Source organism: Salmonella sp. SAL04157, from assembly GCF_046551635.1.
GTDB lineage: Bacteria > Pseudomonadota > Gammaproteobacteria > Enterobacterales > Enterobacteriaceae > Salmonella > Salmonella enterica.
This window is the reverse complement of record NZ_JBGDVS010000002.1, coordinates 15162-41007: the sequence shown is the minus strand read 5'-3', so window position 1 is coordinate 41007 and position 25846 is coordinate 15162. Positions and strand designations below refer to the sequence as shown.

Genomic DNA, 25846 nt, shown 5'->3' with positions numbered 1-25846 from the left:
TGTAAGACGCAGCAAAAAATGCGAAACGTTTTCCAGTTTTCGGTCGAATAGCGTTTGCGCCTGACGGCGTATAAATGAAAAAAGCACCCTGGAGGTGCTTTTTTCGGGTTCAAGTTTTGCGTTAAAACTTAACCGTAAATATTGGCGCGATCGCGCAGTTCTTTACCCGGTTTAAAGTGAGGAACGTATTTTCCTTCCAGTTCCACTTTATCGCCGGTCTTGGGGTTACGTCCGGTACGAGGCGCGCGGTAATGCAAAGAAAAACTGCCGAAACCGCGGATTTCAATACGCTCGCCCTGCGCAAGAGTCGAGGCCATATGCTCCAGCATCTCTTTTACCGCATCTTCAACCGCCTTAGCGGGAATGTGAGATTGCTGGGTTGCAAGTCTTTCAATCAATTCTGACTTGGTCATGATTCCTCCGGTTCCTTAAAGGCAAATTGGCTGCAGCCGTGAGATTGATTAAGGGCGGCCGTAGCCGCCCTTAGTGCTTGATTACAGGCCGAAACCTGCAATCTGTCAAGTAATCTCGTTATACTTCGGACTAAAAGGCCCGAAGTTTCAGAGGATTACTCGCCTTTAGCTGCTTTGAATGCTTCAGCCATTGCGTTGTTAGAGAAGTTTGCATCTTCCTGTTTGTTAACAGTTGCGATGGCATCTTTCTCGTCAGCTTCGTCTTTCGCACGAACAGACAGGCTGATTGCGCGGTTTTTACGATCAACGCCGGTGAATTTAGCTTCAACGTCGTCGCCAACGCTCAGAACCAGAGTCGCATCTTCAACGCGGTCACGGGATGCTTCAGAAGCACGCAGGTAACCTTCAACGCCGTCAGCCAGTTCTACGGTTGCGCCTTTCGCGTCAACTGCAGTGACTTTACCGGTTACGATAGCGCCTTTCTTGTTCAGAGCAACCCAGTTGTTGAACGGATCTTCTGCGAGCTGTTTAACGCCCAGGGAGATACGTTCACGTTCTGCGTCAACCTGCAGAACAACTGCAGCGATTTCGTCGCCTTTTTTGTATTCACGAACTGCTTCTTCGCCTGCAACGTTCCAGGAGATGTCAGACAGGTGAACCAGGCCGTCGATGCCGCCGTCCAGGCCGATGAAGATACCGAAGTCAGTGATAGACTTGATTTTACCTTCAACGCGGTCGCCCTTGTTGTGGGTTTCTGCGAACTGCTGCCACGGGTTAGATTTGCACTGCTTCAGACCCAGGGAGATACGACGACGTTCTTCGTCGATATCCAGAACCATCACTTCCACTACGTCGCCAACGTTAACCACTTTGGACGGGTGGATGTTTTTGTTGGTCCAGTCCATTTCGGAAACGTGAACCAGGCCTTCAACGCCTTCTTCGATTTCAACGAAGCAGCCGTAGTCGGTCAGGTTGGTCACGCGACCGGTCAGTTTGGTACCTTCCGGATAACGTTTAGCGATAGCTACCCACGGATCTTCGCCCAGCTGTTTCAGGCCCAGGGATACACGGGTACGCTCGCGGTCGAATTTCAGCACTTTCACGTTGATTTCGTCGCCAACGTTCACGATTTCGCTCGGATGCTTAACGCGTTTCCAGGCCATATCAGTGATGTGCAGCAGGCCGTCAACGCCGCCCAGATCAACGAATGCACCGTAGTCAGTGAGGTTCTTAACGATACCTTTAACTTCCATGCCTTCCTGCAGGTTTTCCAGCAGCTGATCGCGTTCTGCGCTGTTTTCGGATTCGATAACGGCACGACGAGAAACCACAACGTTGTTACGTTTCTGGTCCAGCTTGATTACTTTGAATTCAAGCTCTTTGCCTTCCAGGTGCAGAGTGTCACGCACCGGACGAACGTCTACCAGAGAACCTGGCAGGAACGCGCGAATACCGTTCAGCTCAACAGTGAAGCCACCCTTAACTTTGCCGTTGATAACACCGGTAACAGTTTCAGCATCTTCGTAAGCTTTTTCCAGCGTGATCCATGCTTCGTGACGTTTAGCTTTCTCACGAGAGAGCAGAGTTTCACCGAAGCCGTCTTCTACTGCATCCAGAGCAACGTCAACTTCGTCACCAACCTGGATTTCCAGTTCGCCCTGGGCGTTTTTGAACTGCTCAGCCGGAATGGCAGACTCAGATTTCAGACCGGCGTCAACCAGTACTACGTCTTTGTCGATAGCAACAACAACACCACGAACGATGGAACCCGGGCGGGTTTCGATTTCTTTTAAGGATTCTTCAAAGAGTTGAGCAAAAGATTCAGTCATGTTTAATCTTCAGGTTTCATATTTAACGTCCACCTGGCTCCGTGCCGGATGGGGTTGTTTAACATACCCGCTGTCAATCCTTTGCAACGGGGGTACTACAAATTCGGTCGCATTTAAGCGAGAGCCAATTTTTGGCGCGCATATTGTAACGCTTTTTCAATCACTTGCTCAATGCTTAATCGGGTAGAATCCAAAACTAATGCATCAGCAGCAGGAACTAACGGCGCTACAGCGCGATTACGATCGCGATCGTCGCGTTCCTTGATCTCGGCCAAAAGGCGTTCAAAGTTAACACTAAAGCCATTCTCCTGCAACTGTAGCATACGTCGATGCGCACGTTCCTCCGAGGAGGCGTCAAGGAAAATTTTTACCGGCGCATCCGGGAAGACCACGGTCCCCATATCGCGTCCATCGGCGATTAAACCAGGCGCTTCGCGGAATGCACGTTGGCGGCGAAGAAGCGCTTCACGCACGCGTGGGAATGCCGCCACCTGGGATGCCGCGTTCGCGACTTCCTGCGTACGGATTTCGCCGCTAACGTCCTCGCCTTCCAGGATAACTTCCAGGTTGCCGTCCGTTGAGACGAAACGCACGTCCAGATGGGACGCCAGCGGCACCAGCGCATCTTCAGAGGCGAGATCGACATGGTGATGCAATGCCGCCAGCGCCAGTACGCGGTATATCGCGCCGGAATCCAGCAGATGCCATTGCAATGCTTCCGCCATTGCTTTGCACAAGGTGCCTTTACCTGCACCGCTTGGGCCATCAATGGTTATTACCGGGGCAATTGCCGTCATCTTTATCTCCTTAAACAGGCGTACCGTTAACGTAAACGCCGCGCATTATACGCGCCAACGCTCGCGACCGTTAACGTTGCGTGCAAAAACCAGTTTTGTCTGTAATCAGATGCGGAATAATTGCGCAATTATAGCGGGCCGGCGAGAAACCAGCCCGAAAGATGACAATGATTTACTTTTTATCTTCGGCAATTCTGTCGCGCATATGCTGCGCGCGATCGGCTGAAGCCGGGTGGGAGTCCATCAATGATTTTGCATGATCTGCGTCCATTGTGGCGAATTTTTCGAATGCCGTGACTAAGCCCTGGGTGTTAATCCCACGTTTTTTCAGCAGATCGTAAGAGAAGTCATCCGCATCCGACTCCTGACTGCGAGAAAACGCCGAATTGATGACGCCTTCCGCCAGATCGCCCAATTGAGACTGGGAAAGCTGCGCTGCGACACCGCTGGTGGCGGAAATCGCATCGCGAGCCGCCAGCGTGGCATAGGCGGTCTGCATTGCCTTGCGGGAGTGCCCTAAAGAGACATGGCCCAGTTCATGGCCCAGTACGCCTTCAATTTCATTATCGGTCATCAGATCCATCAGGCCGGAGTATACGCGAACGCAACCGTTCGCCATCGCCCATGCGTTGATATCGCTGGTCATATAGACTTTATAGCTAACCGGCGTACCGTCAATGTTGTTACCCAGCGCTTTGGCGATTTTGCTCAGACGTTTGGTGTATTTGCTTTTCGTACCTGCCAGTTGATTCTCGCTGTCCATTTGTTTACAGGCATTATTAGATAATGCCTTAACATCCGCATCGGACAGTGTGGCGGCTTTGTAGGCTGACATGCCGGAACTGGCGATTAAATTGCCATTCACGCCATTTTTACATCCTGCCAGTAGCGTAGCGGAAATCGCCACCGCCAGTAATAATGATTTATTTTTCATACTAATCTTCCGTTGATAACTATTATAAAAAACACATAAATCAATGTGTTAAATCATCAACAAATTAGCATTAGTCATAATTGTAAAAATAGTGCGAATGCGGACCTCGATGCGCCAGCCTGTCGACTGGCACAACAGAAGGATTAGGCAGGCGTACTCATCCGCGCCAGTTGTTCAAAATAATCAGGGAACGTTTTTGCGGTACATTTCGGGTCCAGGATCGTGACTGGCGTATCGGACAGTGCGACCAGTGAGAAGCACATCGCCATACGGTGGTCGTTGTACGTGCCAATATCCGCGTGATGGAGCTTCGCCGGCGGCGTGATACGAATATAGTCGTGCCCTTCTTCGACTTCAGCGCCCACTTTACGTAGCTCGGTCGCCATCGCGAACAGGCGATCGGTTTCTTTCACTCGCCAGTTATAAATATTGCGCAACGTCGTGGTTCCTTTCGCAAACAGCGCCGTGGTGGCAATCGTCATCGCCGCATCCGGAATATGGTTCATATCCATATCTATGGCGTGCAATTCGCCGCGCGTGCAGGCAATAAAATCATCGCCCCAGGTAATGGTCGCGCCCATTTTCTCCAGCACATCGGCAAAACGAATATCGCCCTGCATACTTTTGCGGCCAATCCCGGTCACTTTTACCGTGCCGCCTTTTATCGCCCCGGCGGCGAGAAAATAGGACGCTGACGAGGCATCGCCCTCGACCAGATAGCGACCCGGAGAGTGATACTGTTGACCGCCCTTCACGACAAATTGTTGGTAGTGATGGTTCGCTATCTCCACGCCAAAGGTTTTCATTAAATTTAGCGTGATATCGATGTAAGGTTTTGATACCAGTTCGCCTTTAACGCGAATAGTTGTGTCTTCAGGCGCCAGCGGCGCCGTCATCAGCAGAGCGGTCAGGAACTGGCTGGAAACGCTACCATCAACCTCAATCTCGCCGCCGGTAAAACCGCCGCGCAGACGCAGGGGCGGATAGTTTTCCTGCTCCAGGTAATCAATATTCGCCCCGCCCTGACGCAGCGAATCAACCAGATGGCCTATCGGACGCTCTTTCATACGCGGTTCGCCGGTTAACACTATCTCATTTTGCCCCAGACATAGCGCTGCCGCTAACGGACGCATCGCGGTTCCGGCATTACCGAGAAACAGTTCCAGAGCGCCTGGCGCACGTAATGCGCCGCCATTACCCGTGATATCACAGCGGGTGCGATCGGCAGAAAGGGTGTAATTGATCCCCAACGCGCTCAGGGCATTGAGCATATGGCGGACGTCATCGCTATCCAGCAGATTCGTCAGAACGGTTTTACCACAAGCTAAAGCCGCCAGGAGCAAAGCACGGTTTGAAACACTTTTGGAGCCAGGTAAATTAATGGCGCCATCGACCCGCGCGATGGGTTGTAACGTCAGGGATTCCATGAAACTCAACTCTCAAAAAACAGAAATAAAAACCCCACAGACTGGCCGTGGGGATGAAAAAAGAAACGTATTAGCCGTGGCGACGCTCAAAATCGATCATGAAATCGGTCAGCGCTTTTACCCCTTCAATCGGCATGGCGTTATAGATAGAGGCGCGCATACCGCCAACAACACGGTGCCCTTTTAAGGCGTGCAGACCGGCGGCGAAAGACTCTTCCAGAAAGACCTTGTCCAGCGCATTGTCCGCTAACTGGAACGGAACGTTCATCCGCGAACGGTTGGCCTGTGCGACATCGTTACGGTAGAAATCGCTGTTATCAATCACACCGTACAGCAACTCCGCTTTTTGCTGATTGATTTTGTGCATCGCCGCCACGCCGCCCTGCGCTTTCAACCATTTGAACACCAGGCCGGAAAGATACCAGGCGAAAGTCGGCGGCGTATTAAACATCGAGTCGTTATCATTCAGGACGGTGTAGTCGAGGATGGACGGGCAACTCTCATGCGCCTTGCCTAACAAATCCTCCCGGACGATAACCAGCGTCAGTCCTGCCGGACCGATATTCTTCTGCGCGCCAGCATAAATTACGCCATAGCGAGAGACGTCCAGCGGCGCAGACAGGATGGTAGAAGAAAAGTCCGCCGTGACGATCACCTCTGGGCCAAAATCAGGCGTTTCATCAATGGCGATGCCGTCAATGGTCTCATTCGGGCAATAGTGTAAATAAGCGGCGTTATCGGAAAGCTGCCACTCGCGCATCGGTTTTACGGCACGTTTGCCGTCCACGGTGATTTTGGCGTCGATAATCTGCGGCGCACAGTATTTTTTGGCTTCTTTGATGGCGCTCGCCGCCCAGTAACCAGCATCGACATAATCCGCCGTGGTTTTATCGCCCAGCAGATTGAGCGGCACGCCAGCAAACTGCCCGCGACCGCCGCCGTGACAAAATAAAACTTTATAGTTGGAGGGGATATTAAGGAGATCGCGAAAATCCTGCTCCGCTTCTTCAGCGACCTGGATAAACTCTTTGCCTCGATGGCTAATTTCCATTACCGACGTACCAAGACCGTGCCAGTCACGCAGTTCCTGTTGCGCCAGTTTAAGTACTTCCGCCGGTAGCATCGCCGGACCTGAACTAAAATTAAAGACCTGAGCCATTTCCCCTCACCACGCTGCATTGTTTCCTGCCTGACAGACATCAGGCAAACGTTATTCATGTGAATATCGGTTTTATCATTCAGTGACACGCGCCGCAATGGGTAAAACAATGCGAGGAGAAAATGCGGCATGCGTCACACAACAGAATCTTCCGGATTAACCGTATAAATCCGATATTTTCGCTGTTAAACAACGCGTTTAGCCCGGCTTGCCTTCGTCCATTCTGGATTTGCGCAGCGCGGACATAATTGCTTTTCCCCGACGTTCATGCGTATCACTTCACTACAACGTACGCAGGCATAGTCGCCAGCCTCCGGCGCCACGATAAAGCGTGGCGTACAGTGCTCAGGAAGAATGCTTAACCCCGGCTTAACGTCTTTATTTTCAAAGAAATAGACGCTGATTTGTCCGTTTGTCTCCAGGATGGCCAGTCTGACCTGCCCCAGTTGCTCAACGCCATTCAAGCGAAGCTCCATAAAAAACTCAAACTCCGTCATGTTCGAGCGCTGCAGTTTTTCCCACGCCAGTTCGCCGTCTTCAACAATGACCACCGACTTGCCTTCCAGCAGATCTTCCAACTTTTCACTATGCGCCATCAGCCACATGACCAGGCGATAGAGCAGCGCCAGGGTGATGAATACCACCAGAACAGGGAGCATCGGAACGTCATCATAAAACGCGACGTCGCCTGCCGCCGACCCCAATGTCAAAATGATCAGCACTTCAAAAAGCGACATTTGCCGTACGCCGCGTCGTCCTGTCACCTTTAAGAAAAGAAACACCAGAACAAAGGTGTAAAAGCTACGTAGCGCCACTTCCCCCAAAAACGCTACCGGCACGTTATCCAGCGCCATTCGTTGCAAATCAAATGCTTTCATTTTTTATGCTCTTCCTGTGAATTCCAGTGTAAAAGCATAGCCAATACTTTTATTTCCGCCGACGTCCCGGCGAGATAGCGCCCGTCACATAAAACCCGTATCATTGCGCGCTTTCCGTACGACAAAAGTGATTTTCATGACGCAAACATTTATTCCCGGCAAAGACGCCGCGCTGGAAGACTCCATCGCCCGCTTCCAGCAAAAGTTACTCGACCTCGGCTTTCACATCGAAGAGGCCTCCTGGCTGAACCCGGTGCCAAACGTCTGGTCAGTGCATATTCGCGATAAAGAGTGCGCGTTATGCTTTACCAACGGAAAAGGCGCGACCAAAAAAGCGGCGCTGGCCTCGGCGCTGGGCGAATACTTCGAACGTCTGTCAACCAACTACTTTTTTGCTGATTTCTGGCTTGGCGAAACGGTTGCCAACGGGCCATTCGTGCATTATCCGAATGAAAAGTGGTTCCCGCTGACTGAAAATGACGACGTACCGGAAGGCTTGCTTGATGCCCGTCTGCGCGCGTTTTACGATCCGGAAAATGAACTCACCGGAAGCCAGTTAATTGATCTTCAGTCCGGCAATGAAGAACGCGGCGTCTGCGGCCTGCCATTTACCCGTCAGTCCGATAACCAGACCGTGTATATTCCGATGAATATTATCGGCAACCTGTATGTCTCTAACGGAATGTCCGCCGGCAATACGCGTAATGAAGCCCGCGTTCAGGGACTGTCGGAAGTCTTCGAGCGCTATGTGAAAAATCGCATCATTGCAGAAAGTATCAGTCTGCCGGAGATTCCCGCAGAGGTGATGGCGCGTTATCCGGCGGTAATGGAGTCAATCGCCACGCTGGAAGCCGAGGGTTTCCCGATTTTCGCCTATGACGGCTCGCTGGGCGGTAAGTATCCGGTTATCTGCGTCGTGCTGTTCAACCCGGCTAACGGTACCTGCTTTGCTTCTTTTGGCGCCCATCCTGACTTTGGCGTTGCGTTGGAACGTACAGTGACCGAACTACTCCAGGGACGCGGTCTGAAAGATCTTGATGTCTTCACCCCGCCAACGTTCGATGATGAAGAAGTCGCGGAGCACACTAATCTGGAGACCCACTTCATCGACTCCAGCGGCCTGATTTCCTGGGATCTGTTCAAACAGGACGCCGATTACCCGTTCACGGACTGGAGTTTTTCCGGCACTACCGAAGAAGAATTCGCCACGCTGATGGCCATCTTTGCTGCTGAAGATAAAGAAGTTTACATTGCCGATTACGAGCATCTCGGCGTATACGCCTGTCGTATTATCGTACCGGGAATGTCTGATATTTATCCTGCCGAAGATCTGTGGCTGGCCAACAACAATATGGGTAGCCATCTTCGTGAGACTCTGCTTTCGCTGCCCGGTAGCGCCTGGAATAAAGAAGACTATCTCAATCTGATTGAACAATTGGATGAAGAAGGTTTTGACGATTTCACCCGCGTGCGTGAACTGTTGGGTCTGGCGACCGGAGCGGACAATGGTTGGTATACACTGCGCGTCGGCGAATTAAAAGCAATGCTAGCGTTAGCGGGCGGCGATTTGGAGCAGGCGCTAATCTGGACAGAATGGACGATGGAGTTCAATTCGTCGGTCTTTAGTCCGGCACGCGCAAACTATTACCGTTGCCTGCAAACGCTGCTGCTCCTGTCGCAAGAAGATGCGCGTCAGCCGCTGCAATATCTCAATGCTTTTATAAAAATGTATGGCGCGGAGGCTGTAGAAGCCGCCAGCGCTGCGCTTAGCGGTGAAGCGGCTTTTTACGGGCTACCGGCTGTCGACCACGATCTACAAGCGTTCCCGGCGCATCAGTCCTTGTTAAAAGCGTATGATAAATTACAGCGCGCGAAAGCGGCATACTGGTCAAAATAAGGCCATATGAGTGACTTAGGGTAGGTTTACCCTCTCGGCTGCGTTATATTACGGGGCGCCTTTGCGGCCCCGTTTTATTTATTTTCGCTAAACGGTGAAAAATGTAATAACAAGGTTAAATATTGGTTGTTGATATTAAATTAATTGACATAGTGATGTTACTTTATTTGTTGATTACTCCATATTAATTAACCGTGCAGCAGGAGGAGTCAGGAAAAAATTCAACTCTATTTATAATTTTTAAAATTTATTTTCATTAGGATAATCAAAAAGTTACACCGTAATTGCATAAAAGCCATGCGACTTACGGGCCTATAAGCCAGGCGAGATATGATCTATATCAAATTCTCATCTATAATGCTTTGTTAGTATCTCGTCGCCGACTTAATAAAGAGAGAGTTAGTGTGAAAGCTGACAACCCTTTTGACCTTTTACTCCCTGCAGCAATGGCCAAAGTGGCTGAAGAAGCAGGCGTCTATAAAGCAACGAAACATCCGCTTAAGACTTTCTATCTGGCGATTACCGCCGGCGTATTCATTTCAATTGCCTTTGTTTTTTATATTACTGCGACAACCGGTACTGGCGCGATGCCTTATGGTATGGCGAAACTTATCGGGGGTATCTGTTTCTCTTTGGGACTGATTCTCTGTGTTATTTGCGGCGCTGATCTTTTCACCTCTACTGTTCTGATCGTTGTAGCTAAAGCTAGCGGTCGCATCACCTGGGGGCAACTGGCTAAAAACTGGTTAAACGTCTATTTTGGTAACCTGATTGGCGCTCTGCTTTTCGTGTTACTGATGTGGCTTTCCGGCGAGTATATGACTGCCAACGGTCAATGGGGACTTAACGTCCTGCAAACCGCCGACCACAAAATGCACCACACTTTTATTGAAGCTGTCTGCCTCGGTATTCTGGCGAACCTGATGGTTTGTCTGGCCGTGTGGATGAGCTACTCAGGTCGTAGCCTGATGGACAAAGCGTTCATCATGGTACTGCCCGTCGCCATGTTTGTCGCCAGCGGTTTTGAGCACAGTATCGCAAACATGTTTATGATTCCTATGGGTATTGTAATACGCGATTTCGCTACACCGGAGTTTTGGACCGCAGTCGGTTCGTCTCCGGAAAGTTTTTCTCACCTGACCGTGATGAGCTTCATCACTGATAACCTGATTCCGGTCACGATCGGTAATATTATCGGCGGCGGTTTGTTGGTCGGGTTGACATACTGGGTCATTTACCTGCGTGGTAACGAGCATCATTAATCTGTTGATGCCCATTACACGCAGTAAATAAAAAATCCACTTAAGAAGGTAGGTGTTACATGTCCGAGCTTAATGAAAAGTTAGCCACAGCCTGGGAAGGTTTTACCAAAGGTGACTGGCAGAATGAAGTAAACGTCCGTGACTTCATTCAGAAAAACTACACTCCGTATGAGGGTGACGAGTCCTTCCTGGCTGGCGCTACTGACGCGACCACCAAGCTGTGGGACAGCGTAATGGAAGGCGTTAAACAGGAAAACCGCACTCACGCGCCTGTTGACTTTGACACCTCCGTTGCTTCCACCATCACTTCTCACGACGCTGGCTACATCAACAAAGCGCTTGAGAAAATTGTTGGTCTGCAGACTGAAGCTCCGCTGAAACGTGCGATTATCCCGTTCGGCGGCATCAAAATGGTTGAAGGTTCCTGCAAAGCGTACAATCGCGAGCTGGACCCAATGCTCAAAAAAATCTTCACCGAATACCGTAAGACCCACAACCAGGGCGTATTCGACGTTTATACTCCGGACATCCTGCGTTGCCGTAAATCTGGCGTTCTGACCGGTCTGCCGGATGCGTATGGCCGTGGCCGTATCATCGGTGACTACCGTCGCGTAGCGCTGTACGGTATCGACTACCTGATGAAAGACAAATTCGCGCAGTTTACGTCTCTGCAATCCGATCTGGAAAACGGCGTAAATCTGGAAGCGACTATCCGTCTGCGTGAAGAAATCGCTGAACAGCACCGCGCTCTGGGTCAGATCAAAGAAATGGCAGCTAAATACGGCTGCGATATCTCTGGCCCGGCGACTAACGCTCAGGAAGCAATCCAGTGGACTTACTTCGGTTACCTGGCTGCGGTTAAATCTCAGAACGGCGCAGCAATGTCCTTCGGTCGTGTATCCACCTTCCTGGATGCGTACATCGAACGTGACCTGAAAGCAGGCAAAATCACCGAGCAAGACGCACAGGAAATGATTGACCACCTGGTCATGAAACTGCGTATGGTTCGCTTCCTGCGTACTCCGGAATATGATGAACTGTTCTCCGGCGACCCGATTTGGGCAACCGAATCTATCGGTGGTATGGGCGTTGACGGCCGTACTCTGGTCACCAAAAACAGCTTCCGCTTCCTGAACACCCTGTACACCATGGGGCCGTCTCCGGAGCCGAACATCACCGTTCTGTGGTCTGAAAAACTGCCGCTGAACTTCAAGAAATTCGCCGCTAAAGTCTCCATCGACACCTCTTCTCTGCAGTACGAGAACGATGACCTGATGCGTCCGGACTTCAACAACGATGACTACGCTATCGCATGCTGCGTAAGCCCGATGATCGTTGGTAAACAAATGCAGTTCTTCGGCGCGCGTGCAAACCTGGCGAAAACCATGCTGTATGCAATCAACGGCGGCGTTGATGAAAAACTGAAAATGCAGGTTGGTCCGAAATCCGAACCGATCAAAGGCGATGTTCTGAACTTCGACGAAGTGATGGATCGCATGGATCACTTCATGGACTGGCTGGCTAAACAGTATGTCACCGCGCTGAACGTTATCCACTACATGCACGACAAGTACAGCTACGAAGCCTCTCTGATGGCGCTGCACGACCGTGACGTTATCCGCACCATGGCGTGTGGTATCGCAGGTCTGTCCGTTGCGGCTGACTCCCTGTCTGCCATCAAATATGCGAAAGTTAAACCGATTCGTGACGAAGATGGTCTGGCTATCGACTTCGAAATCGAAGGCGAATACCCGCAGTTTGGTAACAACGACGCTCGTGTAGATGACATGGCGGTTGACCTGGTAGAACGTTTCATGAAGAAAATTCAGAAACTGACCACCTACCGTGGCGCTATCCCGACGCAGTCTGTTCTGACCATCACTTCTAACGTTGTGTATGGTAAGAAAACTGGTAACACCCCGGATGGTCGTCGTGCTGGCGCGCCGTTCGGACCAGGCGCTAACCCGATGCACGGTCGTGACCAGAAAGGCGCTGTCGCTTCTCTGACCTCCGTTGCTAAACTGCCGTTTGCTTACGCGAAAGATGGTATTTCTTATACCTTCTCTATCGTTCCGAACGCACTGGGTAAAGACGACGAAGTTCGTAAGACTAACCTGGCAGGTCTGATGGATGGTTACTTCCACCACGAAGCGTCCATCGAAGGCGGTCAGCACCTGAACGTCAACGTCATGAACCGTGAAATGCTGCTGGACGCGATGGAACATCCGGAAAAATATCCGCAGCTGACCATCCGTGTATCTGGTTACGCAGTACGTTTTAACTCCCTGACGAAAGAACAGCAGCAGGACGTTATTACTCGTACCTTCACGCAGACCATGTAATGGGTTTGACTGAAATTACGCTATAAAAAGCGTACAAAAAAGGCTCCATGTCAGTGGGGCCTTTTTAATTTTTATAAAAGCATATTTCGACAACCAGAATTTTTACTTATAAATAAAGTGTTATTATGTGATCTATATATTCTTCTCAGAATAGCATCAATTTCTCTTTTATTATTTTGATAATCATCATAATCCTTATTTAATACATCAGAAAACAGCATGGTGTTAGCTTCTGTAAAATCACATGACAATGACGGCATATATCCATGTAGCAGATAGATAAGTGTTGGATGAAACATATCAAACAGGACTTCTCCCTCTAATTCCCAGTAACCTATTTTACAAAATTGGGTAGAAATCTCAAAAGACCCCATTTGAAGACAGCGTAGTTTATCCATCTCATCCTCAGTAAGCGTACCATTCCATTCAACACATGCCATTTTTCGATCTTCTCCAGATCGCATAAGCTTATAAACTTCATCCTTAATTTCATCATCTTCATTAACTTCCTGCCTAAGTTTAAAAGCAAAGTTTTCTAATAATTCTGGATAGCAAGCAATTTTTTCTCCATACTTAATACATACTTTAAAAAACAACTCTTCTTCATCTTCTTCCATCACTTTAAAAATACAGTTTTCTGAAACATTGAGGATACGATGCAAATTACATTTATCAATAACCTTGCCATCAATCTCAAATGAAACTTGTGTCTGACTCACATCAAAACGCATAACAAAGCGGTCTTGTTGAGATGGATTAGCATATTGTTTTAATTGTGCAAAGGCATATATCTTCTCCATACCGACTGTATCAACATTAAGGTCAGCTTGATTTTCACGTTCACATCCATGGATGAGTGTATATAATACCTCCAGTACCTCTCTTTTTTTGTGTGTTCTGAAGCAGTCCTTAAATCTATCCCATACCCCCATGTATAGCGCTTCTTCTTTGTCAGAACTCATCAAACGGACTAGCCGTGAAGCATTAACTTCATAGTTATGACGATTACCAAAACTTAACGTAACTGGCATAATAACTCCTTTGATTATTTACCGCGAAAGCAAAATTCAATCCGTTGCTCTCATTTTTTGATTAAAGCCACACTCTATTTAAGAGATTGAATCAGTCCGGCTTTAGAAATAACATCAGATTTAGACCTGATTGCATGTTGAATGCGGCGCCAGGCGCTGGACAGCGCATAACGTTCTTTGGACACATCTGAATTATGTTGAGAATTATTTTCGTTCTGACCACAACAAAACGGCGCCAACCATTTGAAAAAAGAGGCGGATCATAAACAGCAAAACCAGGGCGCTATGGATGATACACTTGCAGTATGTATTGCGGTTCGGGCGTTACGAGCTGATGAATGAGCCAGAATTTCTGGTGGTGCAAGTTATACAGCATAGATTTGCCGTATATTTTATACTGAATAGAGGTAAAATAGCTCCATTGCAGCACATTCTGGAACAGCCACACATTCTGTAGTCCAAAATTTACGCTCGCAGTACCGCTTTTTTACAGGATGCAACCCCCTTACCAGGGTGCTCAACATGCCCGGAATGTGTCCATAAACCCCATGTTATTTAGAGCTAGCCGAAGCGATATGAGTAACTTAACCGATTGTATTACAAATGAAAGTGTTGCAGTAACTGCTGATAAAAAGCCGGTTATTGGTCGCATTCACTCCTTTGAATCCTGTGGCACCGTTGATGGCCCAGGCATCCGCTTTATTACCTTTTTCCAGGGCTGCCTGATGCGCTGCCTGTATTGCCATAACCGCGACACATGGGATACGCATGGCGGTAAAGAAATCACCGTTGAAGACTTAATGAAAGAGGTGGTGACCTATCGGCATTTTATGAATGCTTCTGGCGGCGGCGTGACGGCATCCGGCGGCGAGGCCATTTTGCAGGCAGAATTTGTACGCGACTGGTTTCGCGCCTGTAAAAAAGAAGGTATCCACACCTGTCTCGACACCAACGGCTTTGTGCGCCGTTATGACCCGGTGATTGATGAATTGCTGGACGTTACCGATCTGGTGATGCTCGATCTCAAGCAGATGAATGATGAGATCCACCAGAATCTGGTCGGTGTCTCTAATCACCGGACGCTGGAATTCGCTCAGTATTTATCAAAGAAAAATGTGAAGGTCTGGATCCGTTACGTTGTCGTTCCCGGCTGGTCTGACGACGATGATTCCGCGCATCGCCTGGGTGAGTTTACCCGCGATATGGGGAATGTCGAAAAAATCGAACTGCTGCCCTATCATGAGCTGGGCAAACATAAATGGGTGGCAATGGGCGAAGAATATAAACTGGATGGCGTGAAGCCGCCTAAAAAAGAGACCATGGAGCGTGTGAAGGGCATTCTTGAGCAGTATGGTCATAAAGTGATGTATTAATCGCCTGCTATCTTATCCGCTTTTAAACGGCTACCCGTGACGGTAGCCGTTTTGCTGTCTGGATAACGCTCTTACCGCTAAAATACCCGACTCCGCCGTCAGACAGGCCTGGTTAACAATATTGCGCTTACCAGGTATTAAATACAGAGTCGCTTATCTGCTGCTGGGTTGAAGGTCTGACAACTATTGCTGACCCGGTGCCTGTTAATACCATGGTCTCCGCCTGGAACCCAGGCACCTGTGACCTTAAAAGGCGCTCGCCTGACAGGAGCGCCGTGGAAAAGAGCGTCGTTATGTGTTTCTACGCGCCAGCAGTGGGAAAATTAACCCCAACCCGACCAGGACAAAAGGCGTCACGATGTTCAACGTCAGCTGGAATGTCCACTCCGGTGTGAACGCCTCCATTTTGGGGAAAATACCGGTAAGGCAGGCAAACGCGGTGAAGGCAAAACACCATATTCCCACAGTTAACGCCAACGCCCGGTTGCGAATAAACACATATTCGGGTTTGTACTTTTTCGCCAGTCGAATGACAGCAATAAAGGCGACAAATACCCACAGATAGCGCAGCGGCATAACAACTGAGTTGAGATTAAGCAGCCATTTGTACAGGTTGTTCATATCGCCGATGCCAAGCGTTGGCAACATAATCAAGATAGCGACCAACACCAATGTCAGCAAATAACCGTTAACTGGCGTACCTGAAGCGTTAGTACGGCATAAGCGCTGCGGGATATATTTACTGTCTGCATCACCCAGCAATACTTTTAGTGGCGCATCAATAGAAAACACCAGCGCGGCGATTTGCCCCAGAGTATTGGCAATGGCATAAATCACCATTAATGAATTACCCATATGGTAATACTCACCCAATTTCTGGAATGCATAATATTGCCCATTGGTCATTAAATCGTCAGGTATATGCCGGGAATCAAACATCATTCCCATCGCCAACGAACCGAGGATAGCGCAGACCGCAACCATGACGGCTAAAAAGAGCATCCCCTTCGGAAATTCTTTTCCTGGATTCCGCGTCTGGTTAACGTAAGGCGAGATCTTCTCTGCCCCACCAACCGCAAAGACCAACATAGAGATGGTGGTGATATAGGTAAAATCGATATGAGGAATAAATGACTGCCAGGTGATGTTAGTGGTCGCAATTTCAACGTTTGTAATTGCTGGCGCGGTCACTGCCATCACAACATATAAAATTGACATGATAAACATGGCAATTCCGGCCACAGATCCAACAACCTTTAGCGATTTCATCCCCCGGGAAGCAACCCACATAAAGAAAACAAACAATGCCAGCGTCAGCCCCTGCAAGGCAACGACGGTATATTCTTTTATCAACGAGCCGTCGCCTTTTAAAGCCCATCCCAATGCAATGAGTATCGCCTGCGGCTTTTGCGCCAGGTAGGGAATATGCACGACCCAATACGTCCATGCCGCAAGGTAAGCCAACCCCGGCCCCATCGTATGCTTAATCCAGGTACTGACGCCCCCTTTTCCCTCTTTGAAGGTTGAGCCCAGTTGCCCCACGATTAAGGCATAAGGAATAAAATAGAGCGCAAAAATAAACACCCAGGAGAAGACAACCACTAACCCCTGGTTAGCATAGTTATTGACAACATTGCCGAATCCCCAAACGGTAATAAACGACATCAGGGCGATGTTGTACCATCGCAACTGTTTTTCCTGCACATTCGGCATAACGTGATCCTTCGTGAACACAATGCTATTACTATAAATGAAGCGGGGAATTATGCGCGGTAAAGACGAAGAGAGAAAATAGAGGAGCGCAAAATTATAACCTTCGGCACATTTTATTTTTCAGTAAAGCAAGAAAATTATGCAGGTCAATTATTTTACGTAAAACATAAACAAAGAGTATGCAAGACTCACGTCCTGCATACGATTCAGAGAACAGTTAGATGTGGGCGACAGGATTAGGCGTCTGGCCGGCGTTACGTAACAGCATCAGCAGATAAATAAACGATACGCTGGCGATCATAATAAACAGCAGATTATCTGAATAATTCTGCATTAACATCGCAGCAAAAGACGGCCCCAACAGGCTCCCTACTGTATAACTTAACAACAGCGCCTGGTTCATTGCCACAAGCTGGTGATGTTCGACTTTTTCACAGGCCCAGGCCATTGCGACGGGATAAAGCGTAAAACCCGCCGCCCCCAGAATAAACAGAGCTGGCGCCATCGCCGCCTGGGTTAACATGGCAATACTACCGAGTATGACAACGAAGACCTGTACGCGTAACACCAGCAAGCGACCAAATTTGTCCGCCAGACGTCCCATTGGCCATTGCCCCAAAATGCCGGCGCTCACCAGCACCGCCATCCAGAAACCGATGCTGGCGTTAGCCATCCCCTGATGCTTCAGATATAACGGCATCAGGCCATATAATGAACCAAGAACAATGCCGGAAATAATGCAACCATTCACGCCAAGACGCGCCTGGCGTAGCTTCAGCATGGCGCTAATAGAAGAGGAATGACGTGCCTGCGTTTGCTGATTTACAATTCGGGTAAAGAGTAGCGGCAGAATTCCCGCCAGAATCATTCCGGTCACCCAGGGAAGAACGTGCAGCAATTCACCAGATACTTTACTGACCAATAATTGTCCAAGGAAGGTCCCCATGTAATAGACCATCATATAGGCAGCCAGCAGGCGCCCGCGATTATGCGAGGTTCCGCTGCACATCAACGCGCTTTCGACAACCACCCAAATCATGGCGCAGCCGATACCGGCAATAAAACGCCAGCTCATCCAGCTCCAGAACCCCACCATCACGCCCAACCCGACACAACCCGCGGCGAAGATCAGCGAGGCAAGATAATAGCTACGGTTAAACCCAATGCGTTTAATTAAATACCCGGTAAATAACGTCCCGACCAGATTGCCGGTAAAATAAGACGAGCTGACCATCCCCACCTGCCAGGTCGGAAGGTTTGCCTGAGCAAGCCACAGCGGCACAAGCGTATTCAGTACCGCAATGGCCAGGGTCAACAAAAGTAGCCCGCACAGCAAAAGCATGACGGGACGGGTATAGGTGGACATGAATAAAAACCGTGAGGAAGTTCAAATTTCATGCGCATCATGCCATCGCCAAAAACATTGTCAATCGGCTCCGCATGGGCGATCCGCAAGTTTTGAGACTATCGATTTGATTTACTTATTCTGCACGTGAATATATTAAAAGGCTAAAAATTCATCCCCTTGTTTTTATTGATCTAACCCGCAAAATCGGCGTTTTGTTCAGTCGAAAAATTTCATGGTTCCTTTAGCTTCGTTTTCTTCTCTATGGATTTATATGCACCTTCTCCGCCCCGGTTATATCCCTTAAATTGATGGCGGCTAAAGGCGTATTCGGCCTGCACGTTCTGCAGGCCGAATACGCGTCAACGCGTTAGCTGGCTACCGCCATGCCCACGGTCATATGCAGCCCATAGAATACGCCGCGGCCAATCAATTCCCCCGCCAGCATCAGAATGAAGGCGACAGAGAGCAACGGTACCGCAGGTTGATACCCTTTTAACTGTGGCACAATCCAGCAGCACAACGCCGCCGCAAGCAGCACCATACGCCAAGCCATCAGCGAGCCATAATCCGGCACCAGAGCAGACGCCTGCTGAATGGAACTGTGAATCGTCGCCAGTTCCGCGCCCTGCATGGCCACCATAATGGCAATAACCACCAGCGCCAGCACCGACACCGCAGGCAACAGACGCATCGCCCAACCGTTCACGCCCGCGATGCGCAGCAGCAGATAACCCAGTAGCGGCCCCCCCATAAAGAGCGTCAGGAAGAAGCCCAGCGGCGTCCAGACGCTATACCAAGTCGGTACTGTATCGATGCTGTTATAGACGCGTACCATCATCCAGACGAAGACGACGCCCAGTACCATCGTGATAATCAGCCAGAGTGTGCGCAGTGCCGGCGGCAGCTTTTTCAGTACCGCCAACAGCCAGCCAATCCCGCCGACCGCAAAAAACACCGAGCCACTGGCAATTTCATTGCTCAGTGCGGAAGCACCCACGCGGTTAAGCGAGTTAAACGCGCGCATCGGCGAGCCCAGATGCAGCATCGAGGCGATAAAGCCAATCCCCATCAGCACCCACAGACCAAACATACAGGCGATCACCCGCTGCTGCGTTTCCGCGCGCAGGTCGCCCTTCATCAGCGCCAGAGCCAGAACAATAAAACCACCGGCCACGCACTGACCAAAGACCGTGAAGATCATCAACGGCCATTCATGCCATCCACTTCCCATCTTATACCTCCTTCGGATTGGCCAGATAACCGGTGGTGTCCCCGGTCGGGCGGCTGTTGGCGTTGGGTTTAATCACAATATTCGGCTTCGTGAAATGCGCGCGCGGCAGCGGCGCGACGGCAGCCAGCTCACCGTGTTTTTTACGCAGCTCGTCGATAGGACCAAAGTCCAGCGCTCGCAGCGGACAGGATTCGACGCAGATCGGTTTTTTGCCTTCCGCCACCCGGTCGTAACAGCCGTCGCACTTGGTCATATGACCTTTGGCCGCGTTGTACTGCGGCGCGCCGTACGGGCAGGCCATGTGGCAGTAGCGGCAGCCGATACAGACCTCTTCGTTCACCACCACAAAACCGTCATCGCGCTTGTGCATCGCGCCGCTCGGGCAGACTTTGGTACAGGCCGGGTCTTCGCAGTGGTTACAGGAGATGGAGAGATAGTAGGCAAAAACGTTCTGATGCCAGACGCCGTTATCCTCCTGCCAGTCGCCGCCTGCATACTCATAAATGCGGCGGAAGCTGACATCCGGGGTCAAATCTTTGTAGTCCTTGCAGGCCAGTTCGCAGGTTTTGCAACCGGTGCAACGGCTGGAATCAATAAAAAATCCATACTGGGTTGTCATCGGTTACTCCTTACGCCTTTTCAACCTGAACGAGGTTCGTATGTGACGGGTTCCCCTTCGCCAGCGGAGAAGGACGTTGGGTCGTCAGTACGTTAATACATCCGCCCTGATCCACGCGTTTTGCATCCGGGTCATACCATGCGCCTTCTCCCAGGGCGACCACCCCCGGCATCATGCGCGGCGTCACTTTAGCCTCGATATGTACTTCGCCGCGATCGTTGAAGATGCGGACTTTATCGCCATTGTTGATACCGCGTTTCTGCGCATCCATTGGGTTAATCCACATTTCCTGGCGACAGGCGGCTTTCAGTACGTCTACGTTGCCATAAGTGGAATGCACACGCGCTTTATAGTGGAAACCCGTCAACTGCAGCGGGAATTTATCCGTTAGCGGATCGTTATAGTTTTCAAAACCTGGCGTGTAGATCGGTAATGGATCGATCACGTCGCCTTCCGGCAGCTCCCAGGTGGCGGCGATATCCGCCAACGCCTGTGAATAGATTTCAATCTTGCCCGATGGCGTTGTAAGTGGATTTGCTTGCGGATCTTCGCGGAAGTCTTTATAGGCGACATGGTGGCCTTCGGGGTCACGCTGTTTGAAGATGCCTTGCTTACGGAACTCCTCAAAGGTGGGCAGATTCGGAATGGATTTACGCGACTGTTCGTACAGATGACGCATCCACTCTTCTTGCGTCCGTCCTTCGGTAAACTGTTGTTCCACGCCAAGACGTTTCGCCAGTTCGCTGGTCATCTCATAAATCGTCTTACACTCGAAGCGCGGTTTAATCGCCTGGTCAGTGAAGATAACGTAAGACATGTTTCCGCAGGAGGCATCCAGCGCAAAGTCCATCTGCTCAGAAGCAGTGCAATCAGGCAACAGAATATCGGCGTATTTTGCCGACGATGTCATATGACAGTCGATAACGACGATCATTTCGCATTTCTTGTCATCCTGCAGGATTTCGTGGGTGCGGTTAATCTCAGAGTGCTGGTTAATCAAACAGTTGCCAGCATAGTTCCAGATCATTTTGATCGGCACGTCCAGCTTATCTTTCCCCCGCACGCCATCACGCAGCGCCGTCATTTCCGGGCCGCGTTCAATGGCATCGGTCCACATAAACATGGAGATGCTGGTTTCAACCGGGTTTTCTAACGTGGGCATACGTTCAAATGGCAGGGCATAAGACCCTTCGCGCGCGCCGCTGTTACCGCCGTTAATCCCAACATTACCCGTCAGGATCGCCAGCATTGAGATGGCGCGCGTGGCGATTTCTCCATTAGCATGACGTTGTGGTCCCCACCCCTGGCAAATATAGGCGGGTTTAGCGCTGCCGATTTCTCGCGCCAGCTTAATAATGCGATCCGCCGGGATACCGGTAATTTGCGCCGCCCACTCCGGCGTCTTCGCGATACCGTCTTTACCCTGGCCCAGAATATAGGCTTTGTAGTGACCGTTTTTCGGCGCGCTGGCAGGCAAGGTTTTTTCGTCATAACCGACGCAATATTTGTCCAGGAACGGCTGATCGACCATGTTCTCGGTGATTAAGACATATGCCAGACCATTGACCAGCGCCGCATCGGTACCTGGACGAATCGGAATCCACTCATCTTCGCGACCGGCGCCGGTGTCGGTGTAACGAGGATCGATAATGATCATCCGCGCGTTTGATTTCTGCCGCGCCTGTTCAAGATAATACGTTACACCGCCCCCGCTCATGCGGGTTTCGCCAGGGTTATTACCAAACAACACCACCAGCTTACTGTTTTCAATGTCGGATGGACTATTGCCATCCGCCCAGCCGCCATAGGTGTAATTCAGACCCGCTGCGATTTGCGCGGAAGAGTAATCACCGTAGTGATTAAGATAACCGCCGCAGCAGTTCATCAGACGGGCGACCAGCGTTTTTCCTGGCGGCCATGAACGTGTCAAAGTGCCGCCCAGCGTACCCGTGCCATAGTTCAGATAAATGGACTCGTTGCCATACTCTTTGATAAGACGCTGCATATTGGTAGCAATGATATCGTAGGCTTCGTCCCAGCTAATACGCTCAAATTTACCTTCGCCGCGCGCGCCGACGCGCTTCATCGGATACTTGAGCCGATCCGGGTTATAGACGCGACGACGCATAGAACGACCGCGCAGGCAGGCGCGAACCTGGTGCAGGCCATCGTAATCATCGTTTCCGGTATTATCCGTTTCTACATATTTGATTTCGCCATCCACAACATGCATACGTAGCGGACAACGGCTGCCACAGTTTACCGTACAGGCGCTCCAGACGACTTTCTCGCCGGTTTTCGCCGGGCTTATCGCCTCTGCGGCGTTAGCGATGCGGGTAAATGGCAGGGTAAATGCGCTACTGGCCATCGCCAGGCCGCCTATCGCGGTGGTTTTGACTAAACCACGACGGCTCACCTCGGCTGCCAGCACGGCATCAGGGATCTTAGTTTTCATAAGGGCTCACTCTGCTGCTCACAATAAAAAAAACAATAAAACGATGTATAGAATTTTATATAGCGATAACGTCGCTATAAAGTCTGATATATATCGAAAAAATAGAAAAATAGCGTTAAAAACTGACCTTCATTCGAAATCAGTATTACCCCTAATAGGGTAGGGATTATTGTCCGGTATCAAACTGGCATAAAAAAAGCGCCCGAAGGCGCTTTTTAGAAGAAGAGAAAGCGAGGATTAGCCGATATATTCCAGTCCGTTCATGTACGGACGTAATACTTCCGGCACTTCAATGCGACCATCAGCCTGCTGATAGTTTTCCATCACGGCCACCAGGGTACGACCTACCGCCAGACCAGAACCATTCAGGGTATGGACCAGACGGGTCTTTTTGTCGGACTTACTGCGACAGCGTGCCTGCATACGACGCGCCTGGAAGTCCCAGACGTTAGAGCAGGAAGAGATCTCGCGGTAGGTATTCTGCGCCGGAACCCAGACTTCGAGGTCATAGGTTTTGCAGGCGCCGAAGCCCATATCACCAGTGCACAGAATAATTTTACGGTACGGCAGTCCCAGTAGCTGGAGCACTTTTTCCGCGTGACCGGTCATCTCTTCCAACGCAGCCATAGAATCTTCCGGGCGAACGATCTGCACCATTTCCACTTTGTCAAACTGATGCATACGAATCAGGCCACGGGTATCACGACCATAAGAACCTGCTTCAGAACGGAAACAAGGCGTATGCGCCGTCATTTTAATTGGCAGCTGATCTTCGTCGATGATTTCATCGCGTACCAGATTGGTCAGCGGAACCTCCGCCGTCGGGATCAAAGCATAGTTGCTGCTGTCTGCTTCTTCTTCCAGCGGACGGGTATGGAACAAATCGCCTGCGAATTTCGGCAGTTGACCGGTGCCATACAGCGTGTCGTGGTTAACCAGATACGGCACGTAGTTTTCGCTATAGCCGTGCTGTTCCGTATGCAGATCCAACATGAACTGCGACAATGCGCGATGCATACGCGCAATCTGTCCTTTCATCACTACAAAACGGGAGCCGGTCAGCTTAACCGCGGCGGCAAAGTCGAGGCCGGAGTGCATTTCCCCTAAGGTGACGTGATCGCGGATTTCAAAATCAAACTCACGCGGGGTACCCCAGCGGCTGACTTCAACGTTGTCGTTTTCATCTTTACCTACCGGCACTTCATCCGCAGGCAGGTTTGGGATGGTCAGCGCGATATTGCGGATCTCCGCCAGCAAGGTATCCAGCTCGGCTTTCGCCGCATCCAGCTCTTCGCCCAGTTTATTCACTTCCAGGCGTAAAGGCTCGATATCTTCCCCGCGCGCTTTCGCCTGGCCGATGGATTTCGATCGAGAATTACGCTCCGCCTGCAGGTTTTCCGTGTTGACCTGCAAAACTTTACGACGCTCTTCAAGAGCGCGCAGCTTATCTACATCCAGCTTAAAGCCCCGGCGTGCCAGTTTTTCAGCGACTGCGTCTGGCTCATTACGCAGCAGATTGGGATCGAGCATGCTTATCCTGTGCTTATCGAATAATAAAAGGAAACGCGATCAATTGATGATCGCCTCTGATTGTATTGATGAACATAAACCACGTTTACGTAATAGCGACGTTTTCGCCTTACCTGACCGACGACAGCAACAACGCATCCATTGCGCTATACCTGCGGACCTCATAAGCAACGTGCTATCAAGCATAACGAGATTCATCATCAACGCCATGATACCTGGAGCATCATATTTAGAGATAACCTTACCGCAACGTTTACACTAGCGGTAGCGTTTTGTGGGGCTATTTTGATCCTGTTCAGCCAGCCAGGCGAGCTTTTCGCCAATCTTGCCTTCCAGACCACGATTTGTCGGATGATAATAGCGCGTTTGCGCGATTTCCGGCGGGAAGTACACTTCACCCGCAGCATAGGCATTGGGCTCATCGTGGGCATAGCGGTACTCCTGGCCATAACCCATCTCTTTCATCAGTTTGGTTGGCGCATTACGCAGATGGACAGGAACGTCATAATCAGGACGTTCGCGCGCGTCGGCCAGCGCAGCCTTAAAGGCGGTATAGACGGCGTTGCTCTTCGGCGCGCAGGCGAGATAAACGATAGCCTGCGCGATCGCCCTTTCGCCTTCAGCCGGACCAACGCGGGTGAAACAATCCCACGCGGCAATAGCGACCTGCATCGCGCGCGGATCGGCATTACCCACATCTTCCGAGGCAATCGCCAGGCAGCGACGCGCCACGTACAGCGGATCGCCTCCCGCGGTAATGATACGGGCATACCAATAGAGGGCGGCATCCGGCGCGCTGCCGCGCACTGATTTATGTAAGGCGGAAATAAGATCGTAGAAGCGATCGCCTTTGTTATCAAAACGCGCGCTGCGCTCGCCGGCGATCTCGGTCAACAAGGAGGGCAATAAAACGCGTTTGCCGCTATCATCCGCCTCCGCCATATCGGCCATCATTTCCAGCGTATTTAAGGCGCGCCGCGCGTCGCCATTGACCAGCTCAGCAATCGCTCGCCGTGTCTCATCCGGTAACACGATATCCTGATCGCCGTAACCACGCGTTTTGTCCTGCATCGCCTGGTCCAGTACTTGCTCAATATCGTCAGTGGTCAACGATTTCAGCAGATAGACCCGCGCTCGCGACAATAGCGCCGAGTTCAGCTCAAAAGAGGGATTTTCCGTGGTCGCGCCGATAAAGGTGATAGTGCCATCTTCGATATGCGGTAAAAAGGCGTCCTGCTGGCTTTTGTTAAAGCGATGCACTTCATCGACAAACAGGATGGTACGGCGACCGGCATTACGATTCTGGCGGGCGCGCTCGATAGCTTCGCGAATCTCTTTTACCCCAGAAGTGACGGCGGAAATACGCTCGACATCGGCGCTGGCGTAGCGGGCGATCACTTCAGCGAGCGTGGTTTTCCCCGTCCCTGGCGGCCCCCATAAAATCATGGAGTGCAGATGCCCGGCCTCAATAGCGCGAGGCAACGGCTTACCTGCGGCCAGCAAATGCTGCTGGCCGATATACTGCGCTAAATTTTCCGGCCGCATCCGCGCGGCCAGCGGTTGAAACGTATTATCAGAAAAATCGAGCGACAGATTGCTCACTCATCG

Annotated in this window: 19 protein-coding genes and 1 pseudogene; 5 read left to right on the top strand and 15 right to left on the bottom strand. The window is 50.5% G+C overall.

Going from position 1 to position 25846, the window contains the following annotated elements:
- Positions 1-128 precede the first annotated feature (128 nt).
- The 7 genes from ihfB to ACLJRE_RS03640 form a co-directional block, all read right to left on the bottom strand.
- On the bottom strand, positions 129-413 hold the full coding sequence (gene ihfB, locus ACLJRE_RS03670) for an integration host factor subunit beta (protein ID WP_000167332.1): 285 nt from the start codon (positions 411-413) through the stop codon (positions 129-131).
- Positions 414-568: 155 nt separating this feature from the next.
- Positions 569-2242 carry a 30S ribosomal protein S1 gene (rpsA, locus tag ACLJRE_RS03665; RefSeq protein WP_000140324.1) on the bottom strand — a complete coding sequence of 558 codons (1674 nt, stop codon included), beginning with the start codon at positions 2240-2242 and terminating at the stop codon, positions 569-571.
- Between the two features lie 113 nt (positions 2243-2355).
- The gene (gene cmk / locus ACLJRE_RS03660) at positions 2356-3039 is read right to left on the bottom strand and encodes a (d)CMP kinase (RefSeq protein WP_000125007.1); all 684 of its coding nucleotides are present in this window, start codon (positions 3037-3039) and stop codon (positions 2356-2358) included.
- Positions 3040-3211: 172 nt separating this feature from the next.
- Complete coding sequence (locus ACLJRE_RS03655; RefSeq protein WP_023212494.1) at positions 3212-3973, bottom strand: M48 family metallopeptidase; 762 nt, start codon at positions 3971-3973, stop codon at positions 3212-3214.
- Between the two features lie 143 nt (positions 3974-4116).
- A complete protein-coding gene (gene aroA / locus ACLJRE_RS03650; RefSeq protein ID WP_000445192.1) occupies positions 4117-5400 on the bottom strand; it encodes a 3-phosphoshikimate 1-carboxyvinyltransferase in 1284 nt (427 codons plus the stop codon).
- Positions 5401-5470: 70 nt separating this feature from the next.
- Positions 5471-6559: a 3-phosphoserine/phosphohydroxythreonine transaminase gene (serC, locus tag ACLJRE_RS03645; protein ID WP_000079585.1), complete on the bottom strand. Its 1089-nt coding sequence runs from the start codon at positions 6557-6559 to the stop codon at positions 5471-5473.
- Between the two features lie 185 nt (positions 6560-6744).
- Complete coding sequence (locus tag ACLJRE_RS03640; protein WP_000642868.1) at positions 6745-7437, bottom strand: DUF421 domain-containing protein; 693 nt, start codon at positions 7435-7437, stop codon at positions 6745-6747.
- A 136-nt stretch (positions 7438-7573) separates the two neighbouring features.
- Here ACLJRE_RS03640 and ycaO point away from each other — a divergent pair, with 136 nt between their 5' ends.
- The 3 genes from ycaO to pflB all read left to right on the top strand — a co-directional run bounded on the left by ycaO (position 7574) and on the right by pflB (position 12938).
- Complete coding sequence (gene ycaO / locus ACLJRE_RS03635; protein ID WP_001530487.1) at positions 7574-9334, top strand: 30S ribosomal protein S12 methylthiotransferase accessory factor YcaO; 1761 nt, start codon at positions 7574-7576, stop codon at positions 9332-9334.
- A gap of 404 nt (positions 9335-9738) precedes the next feature.
- A complete protein-coding gene (focA, locus tag ACLJRE_RS03630; RefSeq protein WP_000642539.1) occupies positions 9739-10596 on the top strand; it encodes a formate transporter FocA in 858 nt (285 codons plus the stop codon).
- A 59-nt stretch (positions 10597-10655) separates the two neighbouring features.
- Positions 10656-12938, top strand: a complete 2283-nt coding sequence (gene pflB, locus ACLJRE_RS03625) for a formate C-acetyltransferase (RefSeq protein ID WP_001292803.1) — start codon at positions 10656-10658, stop codon at positions 12936-12938.
- Between the two features lie 71 nt (positions 12939-13009).
- Here the strand turns inward: pflB and sopD2 are convergent, their stop codons facing one another.
- A complete protein-coding gene (gene sopD2, locus ACLJRE_RS03620; protein ID WP_001145572.1) occupies positions 13010-13969 on the bottom strand; it encodes a type III secretion system effector SopD2 in 960 nt (319 codons plus the stop codon).
- Positions 13970-14099: 130 nt separating this feature from the next.
- Between sopD2 and ACLJRE_RS03615 the strand changes: the two are divergent.
- Positions 14100-14426, top strand: a pseudogene (locus ACLJRE_RS03615) (cytoplasmic protein).
- Positions 14427-14544: 118 nt separating this feature from the next.
- A complete protein-coding gene (pflA, locus tag ACLJRE_RS03610) occupies positions 14545-15342 on the top strand; it encodes a pyruvate formate lyase 1-activating protein (RefSeq protein WP_000067928.1) in 798 nt (265 codons plus the stop codon).
- Positions 15343-15633: 291 nt separating this feature from the next.
- Here the strand turns inward: pflA and ACLJRE_RS03605 are convergent, their stop codons facing one another.
- The 7 genes from ACLJRE_RS03605 to rarA form a co-directional block, all read right to left on the bottom strand.
- The gene (locus ACLJRE_RS03605; RefSeq protein ID WP_001134263.1) at positions 15634-17055 is read right to left on the bottom strand and encodes an APC family permease; all 1422 of its coding nucleotides are present in this window, start codon (positions 17053-17055) and stop codon (positions 15634-15636) included.
- 217 nt (positions 17056-17272) lie between these two features.
- Positions 17273-18421, bottom strand: coding sequence for an MFS transporter (locus ACLJRE_RS03600; protein ID WP_000109271.1), 1149 nt, complete (start codon positions 18419-18421; stop codon positions 17273-17275).
- Between the two features lie 349 nt (positions 18422-18770).
- Positions 18771-19634 (bottom strand): dimethyl sulfoxide reductase anchor subunit family protein, encoded by an 864-nt coding sequence (locus ACLJRE_RS03595; RefSeq protein ID WP_000534681.1) that lies wholly within the window; start codon positions 19632-19634, stop codon positions 18771-18773.
- Position 19635: 1 nt separating this feature from the next.
- Positions 19636-20253, bottom strand: a complete 618-nt coding sequence (gene dmsB, locus ACLJRE_RS03590; protein ID WP_000213069.1) for a dimethylsulfoxide reductase iron-sulfur subunit DmsB — start codon at positions 20251-20253, stop codon at positions 19636-19638.
- Positions 20254-20263: 10 nt separating this feature from the next.
- On the bottom strand, positions 20264-22708 hold the full coding sequence (gene dmsA / locus ACLJRE_RS03585) for a dimethylsulfoxide reductase subunit A (protein ID WP_000850250.1): 2445 nt from the start codon (positions 22706-22708) through the stop codon (positions 20264-20266).
- Positions 22709-22945: 237 nt separating this feature from the next.
- A complete protein-coding gene (serS, locus tag ACLJRE_RS03580; protein ID WP_000886699.1) occupies positions 22946-24238 on the bottom strand; it encodes a serine--tRNA ligase in 1293 nt (430 codons plus the stop codon).
- 258 nt (positions 24239-24496) lie between these two features.
- The gene (rarA, locus tag ACLJRE_RS03575; RefSeq protein WP_000067786.1) at positions 24497-25840 is read right to left on the bottom strand and encodes a replication-associated recombination protein RarA; all 1344 of its coding nucleotides are present in this window, start codon (positions 25838-25840) and stop codon (positions 24497-24499) included.
- Positions 25841-25846: the final 6 nt, after the last annotated feature.